Consider the following 24,259-nt stretch of genomic DNA (forward strand, 5'->3'; position numbering starts at 1 on the left):
GCTTAGTTAAATACACCGGCCGGAAACTGCATCGTCATGCAATGCAGACTGCCGTACTGATGCACCAGAGGGCGGCACGGGGTCGGGATGATCTTGTGCTCGGGAAAACAGCCGGCCAGTCTTTCCAGCGCCACGGTATCCATCGGGTCGTCATAGACCGGCACCATCACCGCCTGATTGATGATCAGGAAGTTCGAATAGTTAGCAGGCAACTGGCGCCCTTCCTCGTCGAAGATCGCTTGCGGCAGCGGCAACGGCACCAGGTGGTAGGGTTTGTTCGAGCGTGTCCGCAACGCCTGAAGCTGGTTCTCCATGTTCTTCAGGCTGTCGTGCAACGGATTGCTTTCATCGTTCGTGGCGGTATAGGCGATGGTATGGACGTTGCAGAAGCGCGCCAGCGTGTCGATATGCGCGTCGGTATCGTCGCCGGGCAGATTCGGCTGATCGATCCAGAATACGCGGGTGGCGCCGAAGCTCAGGCCAAGCTGGCGTTCGATCTCATGTTTCGTCAGGCCTTTGTTCCGGTTCGGGTTCAACAGGCATTGACGAGTCGTCATGATCGTGTCTTTACCATCGCTTTCGACGCTGCCGCCTTCGAGGATGAAATCGACGTCGCGGGTTTTCGCCCCATGGAACAAGGCGGCGGCCAGCAGGTTCTGATTCAGCGCATTGTCGTGCTCATACGCGTATTTTCCGCCCCAGCCGTTGAAACGCAGGTTCAGCAGCACGGGCAAGCCGTCTTCCTCGACGGTCAGAAACACCGTATCGCGGACCCAGATATCGTTGACCTTCGCATGGATGAAAACGATATTGCGACTGTGGTCGATCAGGCCGCGTATGCTGCTTTCGTGCGCTTCGTCGCGGCAGACGATGAACAGACGTTCATAGCGGCTGATCGTTTCGGCGATAAAACGATAGGAGGTCTCGACTTCGTCGAGATGGATGAAGTCGCCGGTTTCGTGCGGCCAGGCGATCAAGACGGCGGATTGGGGTTCCCATTCGGCTGGAAATCGGATCATGGATGTGTGTTTCCTAAGGTTAGCATTTCCCTGGCGTGCGCCAGAGTGTTTTCGGTTAGGTTGACGCCGCCGAGCATGCGGCCGACTTCGAACACGCGCTCCTCGTGGTCTAGCACGCGCACACTCGACGAGGTGATGTCGGTCTCTTGGTTTTTCTCGACGAACAGATGATGATGCGCCTGCGCGGCGACTTGCGGCAGATGCGTCACGCACATGACCTGGCGGTTTTGGCTCAGGCTTCTGAGCTTCTGGCCGACGATTTCGGCAATGCCGCCGCCGATGCCGGAATCGACCTCATCGAAGATCATCGTCGGCGTCGTCTTGTCACTCGACGTGGTGACCTGGATCGCAAGGCTGATCCGCGCGAGCTCGCCGCCGGAAGCGACCTTCGCCAGCGGCTTCGGCGGCATGCCGGGATTTGCGCTGACCAGAAACTCGATCTTGTCTAGGCCGTTGGTTTTCGGTTCGTTGCCGTCCAGTTCGCTCAGTTCGACCCGGAATTCGCCTTGTGGCATGCCGAGTTCCTTGATCATCGCCGAAATCTGCTGGCCAAGCCGGGCGGCGGCCTGTTGGCGCTGTGCGGTCAATTCGGCGGCCAGTTGCCGGTATTGATCGAGAGTTTTCGCAACGTCCGCTTCGAGCGCGCCGATTCGCTCTTCGCTGTGCGTCAAATTGTCGAGTTCGTGCGCGAGTTTTCGCGCCAGTTCCGGCAAATCTTCGGGCGCGACATGATGTTTTCGGCTCAGGCTCTGGATCACACCGATCTGGTTGTCGAGGTCTTCCAGCCGTTTCGGATCGGCTTCCTGTGATTCGAGGAAACGGCGCAGTTCCAATGAGGCTTCCTCGATCTGAATCTGCGCTTCCGATAGCAACGAGCATACGTTGTTAAGTTCCGGCGCGAAGCGGGCCAGATGGTTCAGTTCGTTCACGCAGTGGCCGAGCATCCGGATCACCGACACCTGGTCGTTTTCATACAGCACATCGATTTGCCGCTGGCCGGCGCTCAGAATCTGGCCGAGATTGGCCAGCTTGCTGTGTTCGTCGGACAAGGCTTGATAATCGAAATGCGCCAGATCGAGCTGAGTCAATTCGTCCAGTTGATAGCGCAGCAATTCCTCGCGCTCGCTATGATCGAGGCTGGCTTTTTTCAGCGCGGCCAGCTCCCGGTGCGCCTGATGCCATTGGCGGTAGCAGGCATTCAGCTTGTCGAGCAGAGGCTGGTTCTTCGCGAATGCATCGAGCAGACGGCGTTGTTCATCCGCGCCGAGCAGCGTCAGATGCGCGTGCTGACCGTGAATTTCGACCAGTTTCTCGCTGAGTTCCTGAAGCGATTGCAGGGTGACCGGGCGATTATTGATATAAGCCTTCGAACGGCCGTCTTCATTCACGACACGGCGGATCAGGCAATGCTCACCGTCATCGAGGTCATTCTCGGCCAGCCAGCCGCGCGCGAGAGGCGCATCGGCGAGATCGAATTCAAGGTTGATCTCGGCGCGTTTCGCATCCGGGCGCACGTAGCCGGAATCGGCGCGGTCGCCGAGCGCGAGTCCGAGCGCGGTCAACAGGATCGACTTACCGGCCCCGGTCTCGCCGGTCAACACCGACATGCCTTTTTCGAGCTCGAGATCGAGCGTTTTGACGACGGCCAGATCGATAATGGTCAAATTCAACAGCATGATGTTCTCATCCGTTGCTCCAGTTCAGTTTTTTGCGGAGGACCTGGAAAAAATCATGATCTTCCGGGTGCAGAATTTTAATCGGTTTCGGATCTTTTTTGATCAGAATCCTATCGCTGATCAGCACGTCGGGAATTTGCAAATGATCGCAGGTGACCAGGGCCTGTATCTGTTTGGTCTGGCAGAAGCTCAGTTCGATTTCGGCGCCGCCTTCGATCACGATGGGCCGGTTCGACATCGTGTGCGGATTCAGCGGCACCAGCACCAACGCATTTAACGACGGCGACAAAATCGGCCCGCCCGCGGACAGGGCGTAAGCGGTCGAGCCGGTCGGGGTCGAAACGATCAGACCGTCAGAGCGCTGCGAGTTCAGGAACACGCCGTCGATTTGGGTCACTATTTCGATCATGCTCGGCGTGATCCAGCGGTGCACCGCGACTTCGTTCAACGCGATCTCTTCGTGGATGACCCGGCCGTCGCGGATGATCTTCGCGCGCAGGAAATAGCGTTCTTCCTCTTTGTAATGGCCTTGCAGGGTCGCTTCGAGACGGCCCGGCAATTCGTCCGGCGAAATATCGACCAGAAAACCCACCCGGCCGAGATTCACGCCGATCAGCGGAATACCGTAATTGACGATAGCGCGCGCGGCGGCCAGGAAGGTGCCGTCGCCGCCGACCGCAATGACCAGGTCGCAATGCTGGCCAAGCATATCCGTCTCGACCGAGACGGCTTTTTTATCGCGGAGGCATTCGGCGCTGTCCGAGGCAATGATCACGCGATAACCTGCCTGGCGCAAATAATCGTAAATCAGCGACAAGGTCTCGGCAATGCTGGGGTCGCTGGGTTTGCCGATGATGCCGATGGTTTTGAAGGAAGTCCGCATTGCAAGAAGATTGCCGGTAAAGTTGGCGATTATACAAAAAAATTGTTATTGCATTATCGTTATTGCGAGGCGGAAGGGAGTTTATCCGATGGAGCCTGGGCATTGCGCAGCAGCAATGCTGAAGCGCGCTCTTCTAAACATCAGTGGATAACGCGATAAGTTAGTTGTTGAAAAATATCATCCAAATGGCTGGCTGGGCGCGGAACGGGTGGTAAAGCGGCTCAATCCGGATAGCGGTCGATAATCGCGAGCGCCTGGTCGATTTGCTCCAGGCCGTTATAAAAATGCGGCGAAAAACGGATGCCGGCGCCGCGCAACGCGCAGATCACCTTGTGTTGCATCAGATACGGATAAAGCACTTGGTTTGGAACCGTGTTATGTTTGAACACTACGATGCCGGACTTCAGCGCCGATGGGGTAGGGGAAAGCAGTTCCAGTTCGGCATGCCGTTCGATGCGCTCCCGGAGATAATCCACTCTTTCGCTCAACAAGGATTCGATTGTTTCCATGCCGGTTTCGAGCAGCAGAGACACGCTGGCCGATAGCCCCTGAATGCCGAGCATGTTCGGGCTGCCGCATTCGAAGCGGCGGGCGGTCGGATGCATTTCCCAGGGATGGTTCTCGTAGTTGTGCGTATCCTTCATCATGTGCCAGCCGAACTGCGTCAGCTTGAGCCTGTTCCGGGCTTCCGGCGTCGTATAGAATACGCCGAGGCCTTCCGGTCCGAATAGCCATTTATGGCCGTCGGCCATCACAAAATCGGCCTGGCAGGCCTGGACGTCGAAACGTACTGCGCCGATACTTTGAATCGCATCGATGCAGAACAGGATGTCGCGCTGCTTGCAGAATGCACCGATTTTTTCGACATCGAGCCTGAGGCCGGTCGCGAACTGGACCGAGCTGACCGTCAACAGACGTGTGTTTCGGTCGACCAGGGCAAACAAGGCATCTTCCGGCGACTCGGCAGAATACAGGCCGGCTTGGCGCAGTTCGACGCCCTTGGCGGCGAGAGACTCCCAGGGCAGCCGGTTCGACGGAAATTCCTCGTCGCTGGTCACAATATTGTCGCCGGATTGCCAGTCCAGGCCATAGGCGACGAATGAAAGCGCTTCCGAGGTATTTTTGACCAGCGCGATGTCGGTGGAACTCGGCGCATTGATTAACGCTTGCAACTGTTCGCGCAGCAGCGATTCCTTTTTGAGCCAGTCGGGATAAAACGCCGCGCCGAAACGGCAGTTTTGCTCGGCAAATTCGACCACCGCTCGGCGCGTTCTGTCAGGCCATGGCCCGACCGCGGCGTGGTTAAAATAAATCAGCTCTTCGCTTAAAGGGAATTCGGGGTGCCGTGTTGAATGGGACATCAGTTTTCTCGTTCGATGATTTGTACCCGTTGGGTGATTCCGCATACCAGCGTATAAGGTATCGTGTCCGCGCATTGCGCGATTTCCTCGACCGGCAGATCGTCGTTCCATAAGGTGACCGGATCGCCGGGTTTTGCGCCCGGTTCCGAAGCCAAGTCGACTGTGATCATGTCCATCGACACACGGCCGATCAGCGGCACGCGGCGGCCGTTCACCAGCACCGGCGTGCCGGCTCTCGCATAGCGCGGATAACCATCGCCGTAACCGATCGCGATCACGCCGAGCAGCGTCGATTCGGCGCAGCGCCAGGTGCCGCTGTAACCGACCGTTTCACCCTTGTATACCGGCTTGACCGCGATCAGCTGCGAGTAAAGGCCCATGACAGGGTGCAAGCCGAGCTCCTTGCCGGTCAGTTCCGGAAATGGCGAGATGCCGTAGATCATCACGCCGGGCCGCACCCAGTCGGACAAGGCTTCTTGCCAGGCAAGCACTCCGGCCGAGTTTGCGATGCTGCGTTCGCCGGCGTGGCCTGCGAGCGTGTCGTTGAACAAGGCGATCTGCTGCACGGTCTTGCCATCGTTCTTGTCGTCCGCATTGGCCAGATGCGTCATGAAGCGGATCGGGCCTGCAATGATTCGGCATTGCCGCAGGCGTTGACAGGCGCCGGCGGCATCGGCGGGACGAAAGCCGAGCCGGTTCATGCCGGTGTCGATCTTGAGCCAGGCGCCGAGTTTTGCCGATTCCGGACGAGTTTCGAGAATTTCGAGTTGCTGAAACGAGTGCACGACGGTATCGAGGCCCTGCTGCAAAAACGCATCGAGTTCTTCGCTGTTCCTAAAGCCTTCCAGCACCGTGATCGGTTGGGCGAAGCCGGCTTTACGCAATCTGATGCCTTCATCGGCACGGGCGACCGCGAACGCATCGACGCCGGTCAACGCTGCGGCGATACGCAGCAAGCCGTGACCATAGCCGTTGGCCTTGATCACCGCCATGATTTTCGCGTCAGGCGCGTGGCGCCTGACGATGGACATGTTATGTTTTACTGCCTCGGTATTCAGAACGGCATAGGCGGCGGGGTTCATCGATCAGTTCTCCATGCCGGAAGAGTCATCAGGCGGGGAGGCGCGCTATTCATAATAATCCTGGTCATACTGAGTCCCTGCGTAATTCTCAAAACGGGTAAATTGGCCGAGGAAGGTCAGGCGCACGGTACCCAAAGGACCGTTACGCTGTTTGCCGATGATCAATTCGGCGATGCCTTTGTCCGGGCTGTCTTCGTTATAGACTTCGTCGCGGTAAACGAACAGGATCAAGTCGGCGTCCTGTTCGATCGCGCCAGATTCGCGCAGATCCGACATTTGCGGGCGTTTGTTCGGCCGCTGTTCGAGGTTTCGGTTCAACTGCGACAACGCAATCACCGGCACATTCAGTTCCTTTGCGAGCGCCTTCAGACCGCGCGAAATATCCGAGATTTGCTGCACCCGGTTGTCACCGCTGCTCGGCGACTGCATCAATTGCAGGTAGTCGAGCACGATCAGTCCCAGTTGGCCGTGCTCGCGCATCAGTCGCCGCGCCCTTGAACGCACTTCGGTCGGCGTCAACGCGGGGGTGTCATCGATGAACAGCTTGGTTTCGGCCAGCAAACTCATCGCCGAAGTTAGCCGCGGCCAGTCGTCGTCTTCGAGTTTACCGGTCCGCACCTTATGCTGATCGATGCGTCCCAATGACGACATCATCCGCATCGCCAGCGCATCGCCCGGCATTTCCATACTGAACACCGCGACCGGCTGGCGGCTCTTGATCGCGACATTTTCGGCCATGTTCATCGCGATCGTGGTTTTTCCCATCGAAGGCCTTCCCGCGACGATGATCAAATCGGCCGGTTGCAGGCCGGAGGTCAGGCGGTCGAGTTCGGTAAAGCCGGTGCTCGCGCCGGTGATCGAGCCTTCCTGGGCAAACATCACCTCGATCCGGTCGACCGCGCGCGAAAGCAGCGATTTGATCGGCTGGAAGCCGCTTTGTCCTTTTTGCCGGTTTTCGGCGATCTTGAACACTTCACGCTCGGCGTTTTCGAGCAGTTCGGAGGTGTCGCGGCCTTCGGTATTGAAGCAGGAATCGGAAATGTCGGTGCCGACATGGATCAGCTGGCGCAAGATCGAGCGGTCGCGCACGATATTCGCATAACTTACGATATTCGCGGCGCTCGGCGTGTCCTTCGCGAGCATGCCCAAATAAGCCAGGCCGCCGGCATTGTCGAGTTCGCCGATCGTGTCCAGGGCTTCGGAAATGGTGACCACATCGAAAGGAATCTGCTTTTCGGCCAGATTCTCGATCGTTCTGAAAATCAGCCGATGATCCTTGCGGTAAAAATCGTCGGACGACACTTTGTCCGCGACCGAGTCCCAGGTTTGATTGTCCAGCATCAGCCCGCCCAGCACCGATTGCTCGGCCTGGATCGAACTGGGCGGAACTTTTAATGAATCATGCGCGTAGTCGCGCGGAAAGGTAAGGCTATCAGGCATCTTATGGCAAAGATAAAAGAGTGGGGTAATGATGAGTGGGGCAAGCGCCCGCGATTTGATATACTGCTATTTTATCAAAATTCGCGCTACCTCAGTGCAGTGATCCTGCATATTGAGAAAATTCATTGGGAGTAAAAGATGCTTAATAAAGTTATTTTAATCGGCAGACTGGGCGTCGACCCGGAAGTTCGCTTCCTGCCGAGCGGCGGCCAGGTCACGACGATTCGCTTGGCCACCAGCAGAAGATGGAGGGATAAACAGACGAATGAGCGCAAAGAGGAGACCGAATGGCACCGCGTGGTGTTTTTTAGCCGTCTGGCTGAAATTGCCGGCGAATACCTGAAAAAAGGCAGCCAGTGCTATATAGAAGGACGCATCCGCACCCAAAAATGGCAAGGTCAGGATGGGCAAGATCGGTATACGACCGAAATCGTCGCCGAAGAAATGCATATGTTAGACAGCCGCAGCGGCGGCACCGCCAGCTTTGGCGGCGATCAACCGCAATCGGGTTATGCGCCTTCGAGCCGGCCGTCGGCTCCGGCAGCAAGATCGGATGCACCGACGTCTTCGGGCTCGATGCCGCCATCTCCGTCTCCATCTAATTACGACGATTTTGACGACGATATTCCGTTTTAGAGGATACCTGGACTAATGCTATAGATAAATAAGGGAAAAGGGAGTCTTCCCTTATTTTATATGAAGCATCGATTATTGAAATAATTCAACAGCAGTTTTATCGCTCGATCCGGACAAATAAAAGATACGGAATTCATGAACAAAGACCAACTCAAAAAGCTTGAAGCCGATTTATGGAGCGCGGCGGACAAGCTGCGCGCGAACTCCGACCTCAAAGCCAGCGAATACTCGACCCCGGTGCTGGGGCTGATCTTTCTCAAGTTTGCCGACAATAACTATCGCCGTCAAGAGGCGGAAATTATCGCCGAATACCAGGAACTTAAAGGCTCCCGCCGCGAAAAAGCGGTTTCGGAAATCGCCATCGAAAAATGCGGCTTCTATCTCCCCGACCACGCGCGCTACGACTACCTGCTGAACCTCCCGGAAGAAAAAGACATCGCCAAGGCGCTCAAGAATGCGATGAAGCTCATCGAGGAATACAAGCCCGAACTCGAAGGCGTGCTGCCCAAGGACGAATATGCCGCGTTGACCCGCACCGACAAGACCCTGCCGCAAGCGCTGCTGCGCACCTTCGCCGACATACCCGCCGATGCCACCGGCGATTTGTTCGGGCAGATTTACGAATACTTCCTGTCCGAATTCGCGCGTAGCGAAGGCCAGAAAGGCGGCGAGTTTTTCACGCCGCGTTCCGTGGTGCGCCTGATGGTCGAGATCATCGAACCGCACGGCGGCAAAGTCTTCGATCCCGCTTGCGGCTCCGGCGGCATGTTTGTGCAGTCCGCCCAGTTCATCGCGGAACACCGCAAAGAGCTGAAAGGTTCGGAAAGCGGCGTGTATGTCTGCGGCCAGGAAAAAACGCGCGATACCGTCAACCTCGCCAAGATGAACCTCGCGGTCAACGGCCTGCGCGGCGAAATCAAGCAGGCCAACACCTACTACGAAGACCCTTACCAGAGTTTCGGCGCGTTCGATTACGTGCTCGCCAATCCCCCGTTCAATGTGGACGACGTAAGCCTGTCCAGTGTGGAGAAAGACAAGCGCTTCAACACCTACGGCATCCCGCGCAATAAGTCGAAAGTGAAGAAAGCCGACGAAGGCAAGGAAACCGTGCCCAACGGCAACTACCTGTGGATCAACCTGTTCGCCACTTCGCTCAAAGCGCAAGGCCGCGCCGCGCTGGTCATGGCGAATTCCGCATCCGACGCGCGCCACTCCGAGGCCGACATCCGCCAGACGTTGATCGAACAGAACCTGATCTACGCCATGCTGACGCTGCCTTCGAACATGTTCTACACCGTCACGTTGCCGGCCACGCTGTGGTTCTTCGACAAGGCCAAGACCGACGACAAAATCCTGTTCATCGACGCGCGCAATATCTTCACCCAGATAGACCGCGCCCACCGCGAATTCAGCGAAGAACATATCCGGAACATTGCCATCATCAGCCAGTTGCACAAGGGGCGGCGCGAGAAATTCGTCCAGCTCATAGACCGCTACTTCGCGGCAGGCATGCAGCGCCTGGTCGAGAACAAAACCAACGTCGAACCCGTCTCCGCGCAGCTGCTCGAAGTGTTGGACGACGCAGACGGCAAACAGGCCGTGAGCGAACTGGTGCAGCAATGGGCGGGGTTAACCAAACTAAAAACCCGCTACACGCAATATCAGGAAAAACACGCGGATGAAACGGCGGTGGACAAGAAGAATAAGGCGCAGCAGCAATTGCGCGAGGCGTTCGATCCTTTCTTTGCCGCGTTGCATGAAGGTTTGAAGCATTTGGACAAGGTCGTGCGCCAGCATGAAAAACAAGCGGCTGAACAAGCGCTGGCCGAAGGTAAACGCGGCACGACCGACCGCAAGACCAAGGCACTGAAAACTGCGTTGGAGGAATTGCACAAGGAAGTGAAGAACGCAGAAATTTTCTACCAGCACATCCATTGGTTACAGGAACGTTTCCCCAAGGCGGAATATGAAGATGTCACTGGCTTGTGCAAACTCGCCAGCCCTGCGGATGTGCAAGAGCAGGACTATTCGCTGAATCCGGGGCGTTACGTCGGTGTGTTGATCGAAGAGGACGGCAAGACAGAAGAGGAGTTCGTCGACGATCTACTGGCTCTAAATGACGATTTGACTAAGTTGAATGATGTAGCGCACAGCTTGGAGTCCACGATTGCTCAAAACATGTTTAGGCTTGCGGGTGAAGCATGAACGATTGGAATCAAGTTTCCTTTTCTGACTTGCTGGCTGAAAGCCGCGATGGTGAGTGGGGCCAAGGGCAGGAGGCATTTGGTCATCAACTGTGTGAAGTTATACGAGGTACTGATTTCGCGAACATGAATGATTCGAATATCGAGTTACCTCTCCGTTGGATACCAGATCATTTGGTAACGAGGAAAAAACTTGAGAGTGGCGACATTTTGTTTGAGATGGCTGGAGGGACAGCAAAACAGTCGACTGGCCGTAGTGCTCTGTTGAGGACGGGGTTCTTTCAACTTCATCAGGAGCACCCCATTCTCTGCGCAAGTTTCTGTCGTCATCTGCGTTTGGATCGTAAGCAGTACAACCCTGAGTTTATCTACTATCTCCTGCAAGCACTCTATACAGCTGGATATATGGCGGTCTTTAATATCCAGCACACTGGCGTATCTAGGTTTCAATACACGTCCTTCAAGAAGCAGACGGTTTTGGATGTTCCGCTTTTGCCTACGCAGAAAAAAATAGCGGCCACCCTTTCTGCCTACGATGAATGTATCGAAAACAACCAGCGACGCATCGCGCTGCTGGAAAAAATGGCCGAGGAAATCTACCGCGAATGGTTCGTTCGCCTGCGCTTCCCCGGTCATGATAAGGTGAAGGTCATCAAAGGTGTGCCGGATGGCTGGAAATTGGTGAGATTGGAGAAAGCATTTGATTTTACTGGCGGCGGCACCCCGACAAAGGAAGTTAGCCGTTATTGGGATGGCGGGGACGTGAATTGGTTTACACCTTCAGACATTACAGGCGCGAATGGCATTTTTCTGGAACGGTCTGGTGGGCAATGCACCGAGGAAGGTTTCAATAACAGTTCAGCCAAGATGTTTCCGGCGTATTCGGTGATGCTAACGAGTCGAGCCACCATCGGTGCGGTTGGAATCAATCTAGCACCCGCATGCACGAACCAAGGGTTCATTACTTGTGTTCCGAATGCACAGTATCCTTTGTCGTATCTGTATCACTGGATAAAGCTGGCGAAGCCGTATTTTGAACTGCTGTCTGGCGGTGCAACGTTTGCCGAATTGACGAAAGGTACTTTCAAAAAGATTGAAATTCTTACTCCACCCGAAAAGTTAGTAGAAAAATTCGATGAGCTTGAGTCCCCAATCTTCAAAGCTATTGAGATGTATCAGCGACAGAATACCAAGCTAATCGCGACTCGTGATCTATTACTTCCTCGCCTCATCTCCGGCAAACTCTCAGTCGAAAACCTCGACATCCAGTTTCCGCCCGGCATGAAAGAATCAACCCATGAGTGCTAACAAAATAGAAGTAGGCCGGAATAAGCCGGTTCGAGCGGTAGCGAGAACTGGCGTTTCCGGCAGACATCCCCAAATTCGCCGGAAACGCCACCTCGCGCTACGCGCTTGGATGGTCTTATTCCGGCCTACATCCTGTTTCCCAAGCTCCAGCTCTCATCGTTATACACAAATGTTTGCGAGACACCGTCATCCCGGCAGGGATTGCCGGGATCCAGGATACATGGACGTATACAGCTTGCCATCCATGGCACTGGATACCCGCTTCCCGGCGGGTATGACGAGTTACTTGGAGCTTGGGAAGGAGCGTAAGGCAGACTTACAGCGCCCAAGGATTAAAGATTTGCGGATACAGCGCGAAATCCTGCACGTTGCGGGTGACCACGGTGAGGCCGTGGCATTGGGCGGTGGCCATCAGCAAGCCGTCCATCACCGGCATGGGTTGCCCGGCCAATTCCGCGCCGGCTGCGATTTGCGCCCAGACGTGAAGCGCTGCGGCATCGAGCGGCAGGATGCGTCCGGCGAAGCGCTGTTCCACCGTGCCCAGCCAGGCAGTGAGTTTCTGGCTGCGGTGCGGATCGGCTTTGCGCAGCTTGAGAATGCCTTTTTCAAGCTCGCCCAGGGTGATGACGCTGATGAACAGGCTGGCTTCGTCCTGTTCGTCGAGCCAGGAGATCACTTCAGCCGCTGGGGCTTTCTTGGCGTATTCGGAAATTACGCAGGTATCGAGCAGCCAGCTCATAGCTCGATGTCGCGCCCGGTGTCGCGACTGCGGGAAATGTCCAGGTCTTCGGCTGCGAGGTCGGGGCGCAGCAGCGCGCTGGAGAGCTTGGTCCGGTGGCGGGTGAGCCGGGCATACTCTTCTGCCGAAACGACTACCGCTGTTGGCTTGCCATGCACTGTAACCGTTTGGGCTTCGCCGCTCGCCGCCCGCTTGATGAGCTGGCTGAAGTTGCCCTTTGCTTCTTGTAGTTGCCATTCGCTGTGCATGATTGCCTCCGTTAATAATTCTGGTCAGACTGGGCTGAATTTAGCACAAAGCTTGCGGGGTGGCTATGCCTAATTTCATTTCCGAAGATCAGATCGAACAGGCGCTGGTGCAGAAGCTCCAGCATCTGCACGGTTTCGACGTGCTCGACTGCTTGACGGAAAAGGCGGAAGATTTGAATGACGGCTCGGGCCGCGCCAACAAGCGCGATGTGATTCTGGCGGAGCGGGTGCGGGAAGCCGCGATTCGCCTGAATCCGGCCATCCCGGAAGCGGCCATCGAGAGCGCGCTGGAAAAGTTGCTCGACCGGCGGCAGGCGATGACGCTGATCGCCGCAAACCGGGAAATCTATGGCCTGCTACGGGACGGCATCCCGGTGCAATTCGACGACGCCCAGGGCGCGCGGCAGCAGGAACATATGTGGCTGCTGGATTTCAACGAACCGAAAAATAACCGCTATCTGGCCGTTACCCAGCTCTGGATCAAGGGCGAACGGGGCTTTCGCCGCCCGGATGTGTTGCTCTACGTCAACGGCATTCCGCTGGTGTTTATCGAGCTGAAAAATTCCAATATAAAACTACGCAACGCTTACGACGACAACCTGACGACTTACAAGGCGGAAATTCCGCAGCTTTTCCTGACCAATGCCTTTTGCGTGCTGTCCAACGCCATCGAGACCAAAGTGGGCAGCATCACGGCGGAGTGGGGGCATTTCTTCAACTGGCTGCGTGCGGATGACGAGAAACAGAAGATCGACCGCGCCGCGATCCGGGAGCAGGGTATCAGCCTGGAAGGTGTGATCGAAGGCTTGCTGCCCAGGCAGAGGCTGCTGGACTACGTGGAGAATTTCATCCTCTACTACAAGGACAGCTCGAAGATCATCGCGCAGAACCACCAGTTCATCGGCGTGAACCGGGCTTATGACGCCTTCCTCAGGCGCGAGGAGTTGGCGGGCAAGCTGGGCGTGTTCTGGCACACGCAGGGCTCGGGCAAGAGCTTTTCGATGATTTTTTATGCGCGCAAAATCTTCCGCAAACAGACCGGCAATTTCACTTTTGTGGTGGTGACCGACCGCGACGATCTGGACGGGCAGATTTACCGCAACTTTCTGAACACCCGCACGGTCACCGAGGCCGAAGCCGCGCAGCCGAAGAACAGCGAGGAGATGCGCAAGTTCCTCGGGCAGCACAAGCGCGTGGTGTTCACGCTGATTCAGAAATTCCGCTGGGACAAGGGCAGGGAATATCCCGAGCTTTCGCCGAGCAAGGAAATCATCGTGATCGTGGACGAGGCGCACCGCACACAATACAAGTCGCTGGCGGAGAACATGCGCAAGGGCTTGCCCAATGCGAACTATCTGGCGTTCACCGGCACGCCGCTGTTGGGGCGCGAGCGCAAGACCAATGCCTGGTTCGGCGGTTATGTTTCCGAATACAACTTCCAGCAGTCGATGGACGACGGCGCGACGGTGCCGCTGTTTTACGAGAAGCGCGTGCCGGAGGTGCTGAACCAGAACGAGGGCTTGAGCGAGGAGTTTTACCGGATTCTGGAGGACGAGAATCTGGACGAGGCGCAGCAGGCCAAGCTGGAGAAGCGTTTTGCCAAAGAGATCGAAGTCATCAAGCGCGACGACCGGCTGGAGAAAATTGCGCGGGACATCGTCTATCACTTTCCCCGGCGCGGCTATCTGGGCAAAGGACTGGTGGTGTCGGTGGACAAGTTTACCGCCGTGAAGATGTACGACAAGGTGCAGCGGTTGTGGAAGGAAGAGATTAAAGACTTACGGGGACGCATCAGTAAGTCGGCCAACGACATTGAGAAGAGGCGGCTGAGCCAGACCGTCGAGTACATGCGCTTGGTGGAAATGGCGGTGGTGGTCAGCGAAGACGCGGATGAAGAGAGGAAGTTTGCGGATCAAAAGCTGGGAATCAAGCCGCACCGCGAGCGTATGAACAAGCTGGATGCGCACGGCCACGACATCGAATTCAACTTCAAGGATGAGAACGATCCGCTGCAACTGGTGTTCGTCTGCGCCATGTGGTTGACGGGCTTTGACGCGCCCACGCTTTCGACGCTGTATCTCGACAAGCCGATGCAGGGCCATACGCTGATGCAGACCATCGCCCGAGCCAACCGCGTCACGTCGTGGAAGATCAGCGGGGTGGAAAAGCGCAACGGCGAAATCGTGGATTACTACAACGTGTTCCGCAACATGAAGCTGGCGCTGAAGGATTACGCGCAAGGCGGTGATGAGATTGATACGCCAGTCAAGGAAAAGGCGGAGTTGTTTCGGCTGCTGGACGACGCGATTGAGCAGGGTTTGGTGTTTTGTCACGAGAAAGAGGTTGCGCTACGCGAGGTGCTGGGCAGCGACGATGTATTCGAAAAACTGGGTCGCTTTAATATCTTTGCCAATGCCTTGCTGGCAAACGACGAATGGCGCAAGGGCTTCAACGTGTACGAGAACACCATTTCGTCGCTGTATGAGGCGTGCAAGCCTGAGATTATGGGGCGCGGCAAACAGAGCCGAGTGCGCGAGGTGGCGGCATTCCAGTATTTGCGTGGGGTGATAGACAGCCTTATCGAGCAGACAGATATCGACAAGATCAGCTTGAAGATTGCCGAATTGCTGGATGAGAGTGTGGTAGTAAACGACTCGGAGGCGTTTAAGGTGCGCCAATACAGCGCGGAATACCAGATCATCCAGAAGGGTAAGACCTGGGACCTCAGTAAAATCAACTTCGATAAGCTGCGCGAAGAGTTCAAGCAGGCGACTTACAAGAACATTGAAATCGCGGACCTGCGCGCTTTCCTGCAACGCAAGCTTGAGCTGATGCTGCAACAGAATGCGACGCGTACCGACTTTGCTCAACGCTTGCAACAGATTATCGATACCTACAATTCAGGCGGCTCATCCACCGAGAACTATTATGAAGACCTGATGAAATTCACCGAAGATTTGCGCGCGGAGGATGAGCGGCACATCCGCGAGGGTCTGTCGGAAGACGAACTGGAACTGTTCGATCTGCTGAAGAAAGACAGGATGACGCCGGAGGAAACGCAGAACGTCAGGCTTGCGGCAAAGTCGTTATTGCATCGTTTGTTGGAAGAGCAACCCAAGGTGCTGGTACAGGATTGGTATAAGGATACGCAGACCCAAAAGCAGGTGCGCTCTGCCGTCGAGAAGGTGCTGGACACTAATCTGCCGGAAAGCTACGATCGTGTGTTATTCCGGGAGAAGTGCGACAACGTGTTCTACTTGATGCTCGACTATGCTAGCCAGGGTAGGAAGTGGGCGGCTTAGGTAATGAGAGTTATTTTGTAAATGTTATAAAAAAGCCCCTGCAAATAGGGGGCTTTTTTATTCCTCAATGCCCAACTCCTTGATTTTGCGAGTCAGGGTATTTCTGCCGTAACCCAGCAAAATGGCCGCTTCGTGCCGTTTGCCGTGGGTGAAGTTTAGCGCGGCCTTGATCAAGATCGCCTCGACCGCCGGTATCGTTTGCTTGGCGACCTCGTGCTCCTTGGTCAGCAACTGGCGATCTATCCAGATTCTGAGCATCGACTCCCAATTGCCGCTTTCCGCTTCCCGTTCCAGCGGTTTGTTCAACAGTTCGGGCGGCAGGTCGTGCAGGTGGATTTCGCGGCCGGAAGCCATTACGGTCAGCCAGCGGCAACAGTTTTCGAGCTGGCGGACGTTGCCGGGCCAATCCAGGCCGCTGAGATAGCTTTCCGCATCGGGGCGCAGGGTTTTGACTTCGGTGTTCAGTTCCTGTGCGGCCTGCGTCAGAAAATGTTTGAGCAACAGCGGAATATCCTGCTTGCGGTCGCGCAGCGGCGGAATGTGTATTCGAATCACGTTTAACCGATGAAACAGGTCTTCGCGGAAGCGGCCTTGTTCGACCAGCACTTCGAGATTTTGGTGTGTCGCGGCAATGATGCGCACATCGACCTTGACCGAAAGATGCGCGCCGACCGGGTAAAACTCGCCGTCGGCAAGCACGCGGAGCAGCCGGGTTTGCAAATCCGCCGGCATGTCACCGATTTCGTCGAGAAACAGCGTGCCGCCGTTGGCCTGCTCAAAACGTCCGGCCCGACGGGCTTGAGCTCCGGTAAAGGCGCCTTTTTCATGGCCGAACAGTTCCGATTCCATCAGGTCTTTCGGGATTGCGGCCATGTTCAATGCGATGAACGGGTTTTTCGCGCGAGGGCTGTGTTTGTGCAAGGCTTTCGCGACCAGTTCCTTACCGGTACCCGATTCGCCGTTGATCAGCACGGTGATGTTAGAGCGTGCCAGGCGGCCGATCGCGCGGAACACTTCCTGCATCGCGGGGGCGGCGCCGATGATTTCGGGCGCCGATTCGAGCGCGGTGGCTTCTTTCTGGTTTTCCTGTTGCTGCCGGCTGTGCGTGCAGGCGCGGTGGGCCAGTTCGACGACTTCGTTGATGTCGAACGGTTTGGGCAGATATTCGAAGGCGCCGCCGTGGAAAGCCGATACCGCGCTTTCGAGATCCGAATGCGCGGTCATGATGATTACCGGCAGGCCCGGATAATTTTTTTGGATGCGGTCGAGGAGTTCGAAGCCGTCCATGCCGGGCATGCGGATGTCGGTCAGCAGCGCGTCGGGTTTGTCGTGTTGCAGCGCAAGCAAGAGTTCCTTGGCGTTCGCAAAGGACATCGTTTGCATGTTGGCTTTTTGCAGCGCTTTTTCGACAACCCAGCGGATCGATTTGTCGTCGTCTATGATCCAGACAGTTTCAGGTTTAGTCATTGCCGGACTCTATCGGTAACAAGATGGAAAAGGTGGTATTGCCAGGCTCGCTTTCGCATTCGATCAGGCCGCCGTGCTGGTTGATCAGCGAATGAGCGATCGACAATCCAAGGCCGGTGCCTTCGGGGCGGCCGGTGATCATCGGATAAAAAATCTGGTTCATCATTTCGGCGTCGATGCCGGGACCGTTGTCGGAAATGTCGATCTTAACCGACAGTTTATGGCATTTGCGCCCGATCGTGACATTGCGCTTGATGCGGGTTTTGACCCTGATCACGCCGGAACCGTCGACGGCCTGGACCGCGTTGCGGACGATGTTTAGCACGGCCTGAATCAACTGGTCTTTGTCAGCCTTCAGGTCGGGGATGCTAGGATCGTAGTCGCAAAGGATCAATAGGTTGCCGCTCGCTTCGGCTTCGACCAGTTGTCTGACGCGCTCCAGCACCTCATGGATGTTCAACATCTTTTTGTTCGGCAGTTTGTTAGGGCCGAGCATCTTGTCCATTAATCCTTGCAGCCGGTCGGATTCGGCAATGATGATACCGGTATATTCCTTGAGATCGGGATCGATCAACTCCAAATCCAATAGCTGCGCTGCGCCACGAAGGCCGCCCAGCGGATTTTTGATTTCATGTGCGAGACCCCTGACCAGGAGTTTGGCGGTGTTTTGTTGCGATAACAACTGTTCTTCCTTGGAGATTCTGAGATGATTGTCCACCGGCAAGAGCTCGACCAGGATTTCAGCCCGTCCGTCGTCGGTAAAGATCGGTGTTGCACTAAAAGTGATCGTTACGGTCTGGCCGATCCGGTTCAATGTCAGCGCCCGATCGAGCAGCGGCTCGGACATCGTTAGCGACAGTTTCAAATTGGCGAGCAGAGCCGGGTCGGAGATCTTGAATAACTCTTGCGCGTTATGGCCGAGTAGTTGATTGGCGCTGTCGGCCAGCAACACTTCTCCCGATGTGTTGATGTAAGCCAGGTTCAAGTCCTGGTCGAATAATAAAATCGCGGAGTTCAGGTGGTCCAGTATCCTTTTATGCATAACGAGTGTGCCTTTCTAATCTAACTTATATTCTGTTTATTTCTAACGAGCAATTTATAGGCCAATATATAAAAGTGCAAAAAAAAGGATTTGTGCGGCGTTTATTTCGTTAGAGAGATTATTATAGGGCGTAGCTAAAAAAAACGCCCCATTATGGGGCGTTTTGTATATCAACCTACGAAGCTATGTCGGCAGGATTTACAAGCTATAGTACATGTCGTATTCGACCGGGTGGGTGCTCATGCGCAGACGGGTCACTTCGGCCATTTTCAGGTCAATATAGCCGTCTATCACGTCATCGGTGAACACGCCGCCTTGGGTCAGGAACTCACGGTCCTTATCGAGTGCTTCCAGGGCTTGGTCGAATGCATGGCAGACTTGCGGGATGTTTTTCGCTTCTTCGGCCGGCAAATCGTACAGGTCCTTATCCATCGCATCGCCTGGATGGATTTTGTTTTGGATGCCGTCGAGACCCGCCATTAGCATCGCGGAGAATGCCAGGTAAGGGTTCGCGGTCGAATCCGGGAAGCGCACTTCGATACGGCGGCCTTTCGGATTGTTCACGAAAGGAATACGGATCGACGCGGAACGGTTGCGGGCGGAATACGCCAGCATGACTGGAGCTTCAAAGCCTGGAACCAGACGCTTGTAACTGTTGGTCGAGGCGTTGGTGAATGCGTTCAGGGCTCTGGCGTGCTTGATGATGCCGCCGATGTAATACAACGCCAGTTCGGACAGGCCGCCGTACTGGTCGCCGGTAAACAGGTTCGCGCCACCTTTGGAGAGCGACTGATGCACGTGCATGCCGCTGCCGTTGTCGCCGACCATCGGTTTCGGCATGAAAGTCGCGGTTTTTCCGTAGGCGTGCGCGATATTCGAAATCACATATTTCAGTGCCAAGACTTCATCGGCTTTTTTAACCAACGTGTTGAAACGGACGCCGATTTCGCATTGACCCGCGGTCGCGACTTCGTGGTGATGCACTTCGGTTACCTGACCCATTTCACCCAGCACTTGACACATTGCGGAACGCATGTCTTGCAGAGAGTCGACCGGTGGAACCGGGAAGTAGCCGCCTTTCACGCCCGGACGGTGGCCGATGTTGCCGTCGGGATAGACTTTTTCGGAGTTCCAGCCTGCTTCTTCGGAATCGATCTTGAAGAAAGAGCCGCTCATGTCCGCGCCCCAGCGCACATCGTCGAAAATGAAAAATTCATTTTCCGGTCCGAATAATGCGGTATCGGCGATACCGGTCGATTGCAGATAGGCCTCCGCGCGTTTTGCGATCGAACGCGGATCGCGCTCATAACCCTGCATGTTTCTGGGTTCGATAATGTCGCAGCGTAGAATCAGCGTCGCGTCGTCATAGAAAGGATCCATCACTGCGGTTGAGGGATCCGGCATCAGAATCATGTCCGATTCGTTGATGTGTTTCCAGCCGGCGATTGAAGACCCGTCGAACATATTGCCGTCTTCAAAGGTGTCCTCGCTGATCGTATGTGCAGGGAATGTGACATGCTGTTCCTTGCCTCGGGTATCACAAAAACGGAAATCGACGAATTTCACGTCGTTGTCCTTGATCATTTTTAAAACATTTTCTACAGACATTTGGGGTCTCCTTGGGATCGATTTGTGTCAAATGATTTATTAGCCAAACTTAATTACGATACCATTTTTTTTGCCGCATGATCCACAAAAAAAATATTGGCCGATCTGCAGCAAGAGCAAAACGGCTTATCTTTGAATAAGAGGTATTTAGTATGAATGTTTGTTTGTTTTTGGTGCAATAATGGTGTAAAAACGCACAATATTGGTGCGGTATGCTTTTGGGGTGATAAGCATCAGACGCCAATATAATGAATTTCTGTTGCATTATTGCAAACAGAATTGCGGTAAAGCAACTGGCATTAATATTGCTTGTCTCTTTGCAGGTGCATGATGCGCTATTGATCGACCCAATGTCGGGTTGTCGGGTAGTTTAGGCATTATGTTCGTATTTCGAAATCAAGATAATCTAATGCAGGGCTATCACCATGAAAAAATATCAAAGCAATGATCGCGCCAATTTCAAACCATTGGCTTTAGGAGTGGTGCTTTTTTCGGCTGCCGGCGTAACACAGGCCGCTGAACTGAGTGAAGCGGATTCGGCAGCAAACGCAACTCAGGCCGCTACGTTTGCCAACGCGGATCGCTTACTTGAAGCATTGGGGGACCCGAACGGCAGCAAGGTTATGAAAAATTTGGGCTTGACGGTCGGCGGCTGGACGAACGCCGGCATTACCTACAATTCGATCAGCCCGCAAAACAATTTCAACGGGCCGGTTACGTTTGGCGACCGGTCGGGGGAATTTCAATTGAATCAATTGAATTTATTCTTACAACGCGCGGTCGCGGCCGAAGGCGACAATTTCGATTTAGGCTTTCGTTTCGACGTGATGTTCGGCACCGATGCGATCTTCACGCAAGCCTACGGTGTGCCGGCATTTGACGTAAATTCGGGCGTGCCGTTGAATCGAAATCACTGGGACCTCAATCTGCTGGGCAGCAACGACAACCGTTTTTACGATCTGGCAATGCCGCAAGCCTATCTGGAAGCCTATCTGCCGATCGGCAACGGTATCAATATCAAGGCCGGTCATTTCTATACGCCGATCGGATACGAAACGGTACCGGCGCCGGATAATTTCTTCTACACGCACGCCTATACGATGCAATACGGCGAGCCGTTCACCCATACCGGTATCCTCGGCAGTTATACGGTTGATGATCATTGGTCCGTGATCGGCGGTGTCGTGACCGGCAGCGCGACCGGCGGTTGGGACGGTGGCTGGGATAAGCAGTTGGGCAATTGGGCGGGCCTTGCCGGCGCGACCTGGACCAACGCGGATACGGGAACGTCTTTGAACGTGACCGGTACTTACGGCGGCACTTCAGAGCAAAGCAGCAAAGCCTGGGGCATGTATAGCGTCGTGTTGAAGCAGAATATCGGCGACAAGACCCATTGGGTCCTGCAACATGATCATGGTTATGCGAATGGCGTCTTAACTGCGAATGGTATCGAAGATGCACAATGGTACGGTATCAATACCCATCTGTATTATGACATCAGCGATACGTTGACCGCAGGCGTCCGCGGCGAATGGTTCCGAGATCAAAACGGATTTCGGGTTTTTGCTCCCGGACGGGTAGGGGCTGCCACCGACGGCAGCGGCAGCAGTTTTGCCGCGGCGGGCAATTTTGGCGCGACCAGCGCGCCGTCCAGCTATTATGCGGTGACTGCGGGCATCAACTGGAAGCCGGTCAAATGGCTGAATTTGCGTCCGAACGTGCGCTATGATTGGGCTGATGGTGCTCGCCCTTTCGGCGGCGACAGCACAACGACCGGCAAACTGGATCAATTCCTGTTTTCGACGGACTTCACGGTCAGCTTTTAAATCATTATACAATCGTTGACGCTTTGCCAAAATGCGCCTTAGGGCGCATTTTGTTTTTGCTGCCGGCCCGACAAATCCATCACGCTTCGCCATCAATTACGGCGATAGTCTTTGCCGGGCTCGCGATGTGCTTTACCGGCAAAAAAACGCACCCAGCCCGGTTGCCTTGCGGACAATTTTGCCTGTCTGGGTCAGCGCCGATGTTTTGCGAGTATCTGTCATTGAAATTGGCGCATCAGAATTGGCGCGCTTGAATTCCAATGAATGCACCAAAATTGACCGGTAATCGGCAAAACGAACTGAAGTGGTGCGCTAATACGTTGTATTGAATGGCCAACTCTAAGCGCTTGGATTTCAAGGTTGACGATTTTTACTCCGGTTGCTTGCTGAAACCGCGGAATGTCGCCGGAAGCTTGAAATTTTTCGGTAAAAAAGGCGTTTCGGCGGAAGCGGCGTTGAAGATATTGTCTGTGTCGATATTCCTGACTTTTCAAGCAGCGCCGATGCCGGTTCGAGTGATGATTTCGCCGGTATCGCTGCGTCTATCAAAAGCTTGCAGGGCTGGTTGTTTTTATTGGCATAATCATTGCTTTCCTCGATTGTGGAATCGTTTTTTTATTCAGCAAGAGGCAACTTATGAAACTGATCACTGCTATCGTTAAACCCTTTAAACTGGATGATGTCCGCGAGGCGCTTTCAGAAATCGGGGTTACCGGCGTTACCGTTACTGAAGTCAAGGGGTTCGGCCGCCAGAAAGGGCATACCGAGTTATATCGCGGCGCTGAATATGTCGTCGATTTTTTGCCGAAAACCAAAGTGGAAGTGGCTATTTCCAGTCCGTTGCTCGATCAGGCGCTCGAGGCAATCGCCAAGGCGGCAGGGACCGGAAAAATTGGAGACGGTAAAATTTTTGTGACCAATTTGGAGCAAGTAATCCGGATTCGTACCGGAGAAACCGGCGATGAAGCACTCTAAGCATTTAAGTAAGGACGGAATTATGAAACACATTATAACGACTTTGGCTTTTTTTACCCTGCTGGGCTTTGCCGGGCTTTCGGCAGCAGAAACCGTAATCGCGGCGGTCGAAACGCAGACTCTTGCGGATCCGGTTAAACCCGTGACGGTTGAAATCCCCGCCGCGGCCCCGGCAGCCAGCTCAGAAACAACGGCCGGCGCCCAGCCCACGACCGATAAGGGCGATACGGCCTGGATGATGGTTTCGACCGTGCTGGTCGTCATGATGGTGGTGCCGGGCCTGGGCCTGTTTTACGGCGGCTTGGTGCGCAGCAAGAATATGCTGTCGGTGCTGATGCAGGTGATGGTGGTGTTTTCGCTGATTTGCGTACTGTGGGGGATTTACGGTTATAGTCTCGCGTTTGGCGGCGAGGGCCTGATCATCGGTGGCTTCGACAAAGTGTTCCTGAAAGGCATCACTACGGCTTCGCTGGCCGATACGTTTACCGACAATGTGAAGATTCCCGAATTTATCTTCGTTGCCTTCCAGTCGACCTTCGCCGGAATTACCTGCGCGCTGATTATCGGCTCGTTTGCCGAGCGTATCAAATTCAGCGCGGTGCTGATTTTCTGCGCGATCTGGTTTACCTTCAGCTATGTGCCGATCGCGCACATGGTCTGGGGCGCCGGCGGTTATCTGCTGGGCAAGGGCGCGCTGGATTTTGCGGGCGGCACCGTGGTGCACATCAATGCGGCGATGGCCGGCCTCGTCGGCGCTTTTCTGGTCGGCAAGCGCATCGGCTACGGTAAGGAATACATGGCGCCGCACAGCCTGACGTTGACGATGGTCGGCGCTTCGCTGCTGTGGGTGGGCTGGTTTGGATTCAATGCCGGTTCTAATCTCGAATCCAACGGCGGCGCGACCCTCGCCTTCATCAACACCCTATTGGCCACCTCCGGGGCGGTGTTGTCCTGGTCCGCCGGCGAAGCGGTGATCAAGGGCAAGGCTTCGATGTTGGGTGCGGCCTCCGGCGCCGTAGCCGGTCTGGTTGCGATCACGCCGGCTTGCGGCTCGGTCGGACCGATGGGCGGAATCATCATCGGTCTGAGCGCGGGTCTTCTTTGCTTGTGGGGCGTCAACGGGCTCAAGCACCTGCTTGGCGCCGACGACTCGCTCGATGTGTTCGGGGTGCATGGCGTCGGCGGTATTTTGGGTGCGCTGTTGACCGGCGTGTTTACCTCTCCCGCTCTCGGCGGCACGGGCGCAGAGGATTTTTCGATCGCCAAGCAGTTGCTGGTCCAGGCTGAAGGCGTCGCGATTACGATCGTGTGGTCGGGCGTCGTCTCTTTCGTTGCCTACAAGTTCGTCAATATGCTGGTCGGTCTCAGAGTCAGCGAAGAATCCGAGCGTGTGGGTCTGGATGTATCGAGCCACGGTGAAACGGCATACCATATATAAGGTAT

General features: G+C 55.2%; 19 protein-coding genes. 8 read left to right on the forward strand and 11 right to left on the reverse strand.

The annotated features are described in order from the left end of the window. Positions 1–2 precede the first annotated feature (2 nt). From U2W12_RS17220 to dnaB, 6 genes are all read right to left on the reverse strand, one after another. The gene (locus tag U2W12_RS17220; protein ID WP_326501926.1) at positions 3–1,019 is read right to left on the reverse strand and encodes an agmatine deiminase family protein; all 1,017 of its coding nucleotides are present in this window, start codon (positions 1,017–1,019) and stop codon (positions 3–5) included. Continuing rightward, complete coding sequence (recN, locus tag U2W12_RS17225) at positions 1,016–2,695, reverse strand: DNA repair protein RecN (protein WP_326501927.1); 1,680 nt, start codon at positions 2,693–2,695, stop codon at positions 1,016–1,018. Before recN ends, U2W12_RS17220 begins: the two co-directional genes overlap by 4 nt. 7 nt (positions 2,696–2,702) lie before the next feature. Beyond that, a complete protein-coding gene (locus U2W12_RS17230; protein WP_326501928.1) occupies positions 2,703–3,578 on the reverse strand; it encodes an NAD(+) kinase in 876 nt (291 codons plus the stop codon). 221 nt (positions 3,579–3,799) lie between these two features. Continuing rightward, positions 3,800–4,939, reverse strand: coding sequence for an aminotransferase class V-fold PLP-dependent enzyme (locus U2W12_RS17235; RefSeq protein WP_326501929.1), 1,140 nt, complete (start codon positions 4,937–4,939; stop codon positions 3,800–3,802). Beyond that, positions 4,939–6,021, reverse strand: a complete 1,083-nt coding sequence (gene alr / locus U2W12_RS17240) for an alanine racemase (RefSeq protein WP_326501930.1) — start codon at positions 6,019–6,021, stop codon at positions 4,939–4,941. Before alr ends, U2W12_RS17235 begins: the two co-directional genes overlap by 1 nt. A gap of 45 nt (positions 6,022–6,066) precedes the next feature. Beyond that, the gene (gene dnaB, locus U2W12_RS17245) at positions 6,067–7,461 is read right to left on the reverse strand and encodes a replicative DNA helicase (RefSeq protein WP_326501931.1); all 1,395 of its coding nucleotides are present in this window, start codon (positions 7,459–7,461) and stop codon (positions 6,067–6,069) included. Positions 7,462–7,599: 138 nt separating this feature from the next. On the opposite strand from dnaB, the gene ssb reads away from it, so the two are divergent. From ssb to U2W12_RS17260, 3 genes are all read left to right on the forward strand, one after another. Then, positions 7,600–8,097, forward strand: coding sequence for a single-stranded DNA-binding protein (gene ssb, locus U2W12_RS17250; protein ID WP_326501932.1), 498 nt, complete (start codon positions 7,600–7,602; stop codon positions 8,095–8,097). Between the two features lie 135 nt (positions 8,098–8,232). Further along, entirely contained in the window at positions 8,233–10,302 is a 2,070-nt protein-coding gene (locus tag U2W12_RS17255) for a class I SAM-dependent DNA methyltransferase (protein WP_326501933.1), read from the forward strand. Continuing rightward, complete coding sequence (locus U2W12_RS17260) at positions 10,299–11,609, forward strand: restriction endonuclease subunit S (protein ID WP_326501934.1); 1,311 nt, start codon at positions 10,299–10,301, stop codon at positions 11,607–11,609. Before U2W12_RS17255 ends, U2W12_RS17260 begins: the two co-directional genes overlap by 4 nt. 316 nt (positions 11,610–11,925) lie before the next feature. Here U2W12_RS17260 and U2W12_RS17265 read toward each other — a convergent pair whose 3' ends face one another. Both U2W12_RS17265 and U2W12_RS17270 read right to left on the reverse strand, forming a co-directional pair. After that, positions 11,926–12,348, reverse strand: coding sequence for a type II toxin-antitoxin system VapC family toxin (locus U2W12_RS17265; protein WP_326501935.1), 423 nt, complete (start codon positions 12,346–12,348; stop codon positions 11,926–11,928). Beyond that, positions 12,345–12,596 (reverse strand): type II toxin-antitoxin system Phd/YefM family antitoxin, encoded by a 252-nt coding sequence (locus tag U2W12_RS17270; RefSeq protein WP_326501936.1) that lies wholly within the window; start codon positions 12,594–12,596, stop codon positions 12,345–12,347. Before U2W12_RS17270 ends, U2W12_RS17265 begins: the two co-directional genes overlap by 4 nt. 65 nt (positions 12,597–12,661) lie before the next feature. On the opposite strand from U2W12_RS17270, the gene U2W12_RS17275 reads away from it, so the two are divergent. Then, positions 12,662–15,898 (forward strand): type I restriction endonuclease subunit R, encoded by a 3,237-nt coding sequence (locus U2W12_RS17275; RefSeq protein WP_326501937.1) that lies wholly within the window; start codon positions 12,662–12,664, stop codon positions 15,896–15,898. Between the two features lie 57 nt (positions 15,899–15,955). Here the strand turns inward: U2W12_RS17275 and ntrC are convergent, their stop codons facing one another. The 3 genes from ntrC to glnA form a co-directional block, all read right to left on the reverse strand. Then, positions 15,956–17,365: a nitrogen regulation protein NR(I) gene (ntrC, locus tag U2W12_RS17280; RefSeq protein WP_326501938.1), complete on the reverse strand. Its 1,410-nt coding sequence runs from the start codon at positions 17,363–17,365 to the stop codon at positions 15,956–15,958. Beyond that, positions 17,358–18,407, reverse strand: a complete 1,050-nt coding sequence (gene glnL / locus U2W12_RS17285) for a nitrogen regulation protein NR(II) (protein ID WP_326501939.1) — start codon at positions 18,405–18,407, stop codon at positions 17,358–17,360. Before glnL ends, ntrC begins: the two co-directional genes overlap by 8 nt. 198 nt (positions 18,408–18,605) lie before the next feature. Continuing rightward, complete coding sequence (glnA, locus tag U2W12_RS17290; RefSeq protein ID WP_326501940.1) at positions 18,606–20,015, reverse strand: glutamate--ammonia ligase; 1,410 nt, start codon at positions 20,013–20,015, stop codon at positions 18,606–18,608. A 425-nt stretch (positions 20,016–20,440) separates the two neighbouring features. On the opposite strand from glnA, the gene U2W12_RS17295 reads away from it, so the two are divergent. The 4 genes from U2W12_RS17295 (at position 20,441) to amt (ending at position 24,254) form a co-directional block, all read left to right on the forward strand. After that, the gene (locus U2W12_RS17295; protein WP_326501941.1) at positions 20,441–21,841 is read left to right on the forward strand and encodes a porin; all 1,401 of its coding nucleotides are present in this window, start codon (positions 20,441–20,443) and stop codon (positions 21,839–21,841) included. 347 nt (positions 21,842–22,188) lie between these two features. Further along, complete coding sequence (locus U2W12_RS17300) at positions 22,189–22,503, forward strand: hypothetical protein (RefSeq protein ID WP_326501942.1); 315 nt, start codon at positions 22,189–22,191, stop codon at positions 22,501–22,503. Then, positions 22,478–22,816 (forward strand): P-II family nitrogen regulator, encoded by a 339-nt coding sequence (locus U2W12_RS17305; protein WP_326501943.1) that lies wholly within the window; start codon positions 22,478–22,480, stop codon positions 22,814–22,816. Before U2W12_RS17300 ends, U2W12_RS17305 begins: the two co-directional genes overlap by 26 nt. A 22-nt stretch (positions 22,817–22,838) precedes the next feature. Further along, a complete protein-coding gene (gene amt / locus U2W12_RS17310; RefSeq protein ID WP_326501944.1) occupies positions 22,839–24,254 on the forward strand; it encodes an ammonium transporter in 1,416 nt (471 codons plus the stop codon). The last annotated feature ends 5 nt before the right edge of the window (positions 24,255–24,259 follow it).

Source organism: Methylomicrobium sp. Wu6, assembly GCF_035916875.1.
Lineage (GTDB): Bacteria > Pseudomonadota > Gammaproteobacteria > Methylococcales > Methylomonadaceae > Methylomicrobium.

What these genes read in the sequence shown, in the direction of transcription:
- U2W12_RS17305 (WP_326501943.1), top strand. Translation starts at nt 22,478, where the DNA reads ATGAAACTGATCACTGCTATCGTTAAACCCTTTAAACTGGATGATGTC.
- U2W12_RS17265 (WP_326501935.1), bottom strand. Translation starts at nt 12,348, where the DNA reads ATGAGCTGGCTGCTCGATACCTGCGTAATTTCCGAATACGCCAAGAAA.
- glnA (WP_326501940.1), bottom strand. Translation starts at nt 20,015, where the DNA reads ATGTCTGTAGAAAATGTTTTAAAAATGATCAAGGACAACGACGTGAAA.
- U2W12_RS17235 (WP_326501929.1), bottom strand. Translation starts at nt 4,939, where the DNA reads ATGTCCCATTCAACACGGCACCCCGAATTCCCTTTAAGCGAAGAGCTG.
- recN (WP_326501927.1), bottom strand. Translation starts at nt 2,695, where the DNA reads ATGCTGTTGAATTTGACCATTATCGATCTGGCCGTCGTCAAAACGCTC.
- U2W12_RS17255 (WP_326501933.1), top strand. Translation starts at nt 8,233, where the DNA reads ATGAACAAAGACCAACTCAAAAAGCTTGAAGCCGATTTATGGAGCGCG.
- U2W12_RS17270 (WP_326501936.1), bottom strand. Translation starts at nt 12,596, where the DNA reads ATGCACAGCGAATGGCAACTACAAGAAGCAAAGGGCAACTTCAGCCAG.
- U2W12_RS17220 (WP_326501926.1), bottom strand. Translation starts at nt 1,019, where the DNA reads ATGATCCGATTTCCAGCCGAATGGGAACCCCAATCCGCCGTCTTGATC.
- ssb (WP_326501932.1), top strand. Translation starts at nt 7,600, where the DNA reads ATGCTTAATAAAGTTATTTTAATCGGCAGACTGGGCGTCGACCCGGAA.
- ntrC (WP_326501938.1), bottom strand. Translation starts at nt 17,365, where the DNA reads ATGACTAAACCTGAAACTGTCTGGATCATAGACGACGACAAATCGATC.
- dnaB (WP_326501931.1), bottom strand. Translation starts at nt 7,461, where the DNA reads ATGCCTGATAGCCTTACCTTTCCGCGCGACTACGCGCATGATTCATTA.
- alr (WP_326501930.1), bottom strand. Translation starts at nt 6,021, where the DNA reads ATGAACCCCGCCGCCTATGCCGTTCTGAATACCGAGGCAGTAAAACAT.
- glnL (WP_326501939.1), bottom strand. Translation starts at nt 18,407, where the DNA reads ATGCATAAAAGGATACTGGACCACCTGAACTCCGCGATTTTATTATTC.
- U2W12_RS17230 (WP_326501928.1), bottom strand. Translation starts at nt 3,578, where the DNA reads ATGCGGACTTCCTTCAAAACCATCGGCATCATCGGCAAACCCAGCGAC.
- amt (WP_326501944.1), top strand. Translation starts at nt 22,839, where the DNA reads ATGAAACACATTATAACGACTTTGGCTTTTTTTACCCTGCTGGGCTTT.
- U2W12_RS17295 (WP_326501941.1), top strand. Translation starts at nt 20,441, where the DNA reads ATGAAAAAATATCAAAGCAATGATCGCGCCAATTTCAAACCATTGGCT.
- U2W12_RS17275 (WP_326501937.1), top strand. Translation starts at nt 12,662, where the DNA reads ATGCCTAATTTCATTTCCGAAGATCAGATCGAACAGGCGCTGGTGCAG.
- U2W12_RS17260 (WP_326501934.1), top strand. Translation starts at nt 10,299, where the DNA reads ATGAACGATTGGAATCAAGTTTCCTTTTCTGACTTGCTGGCTGAAAGC.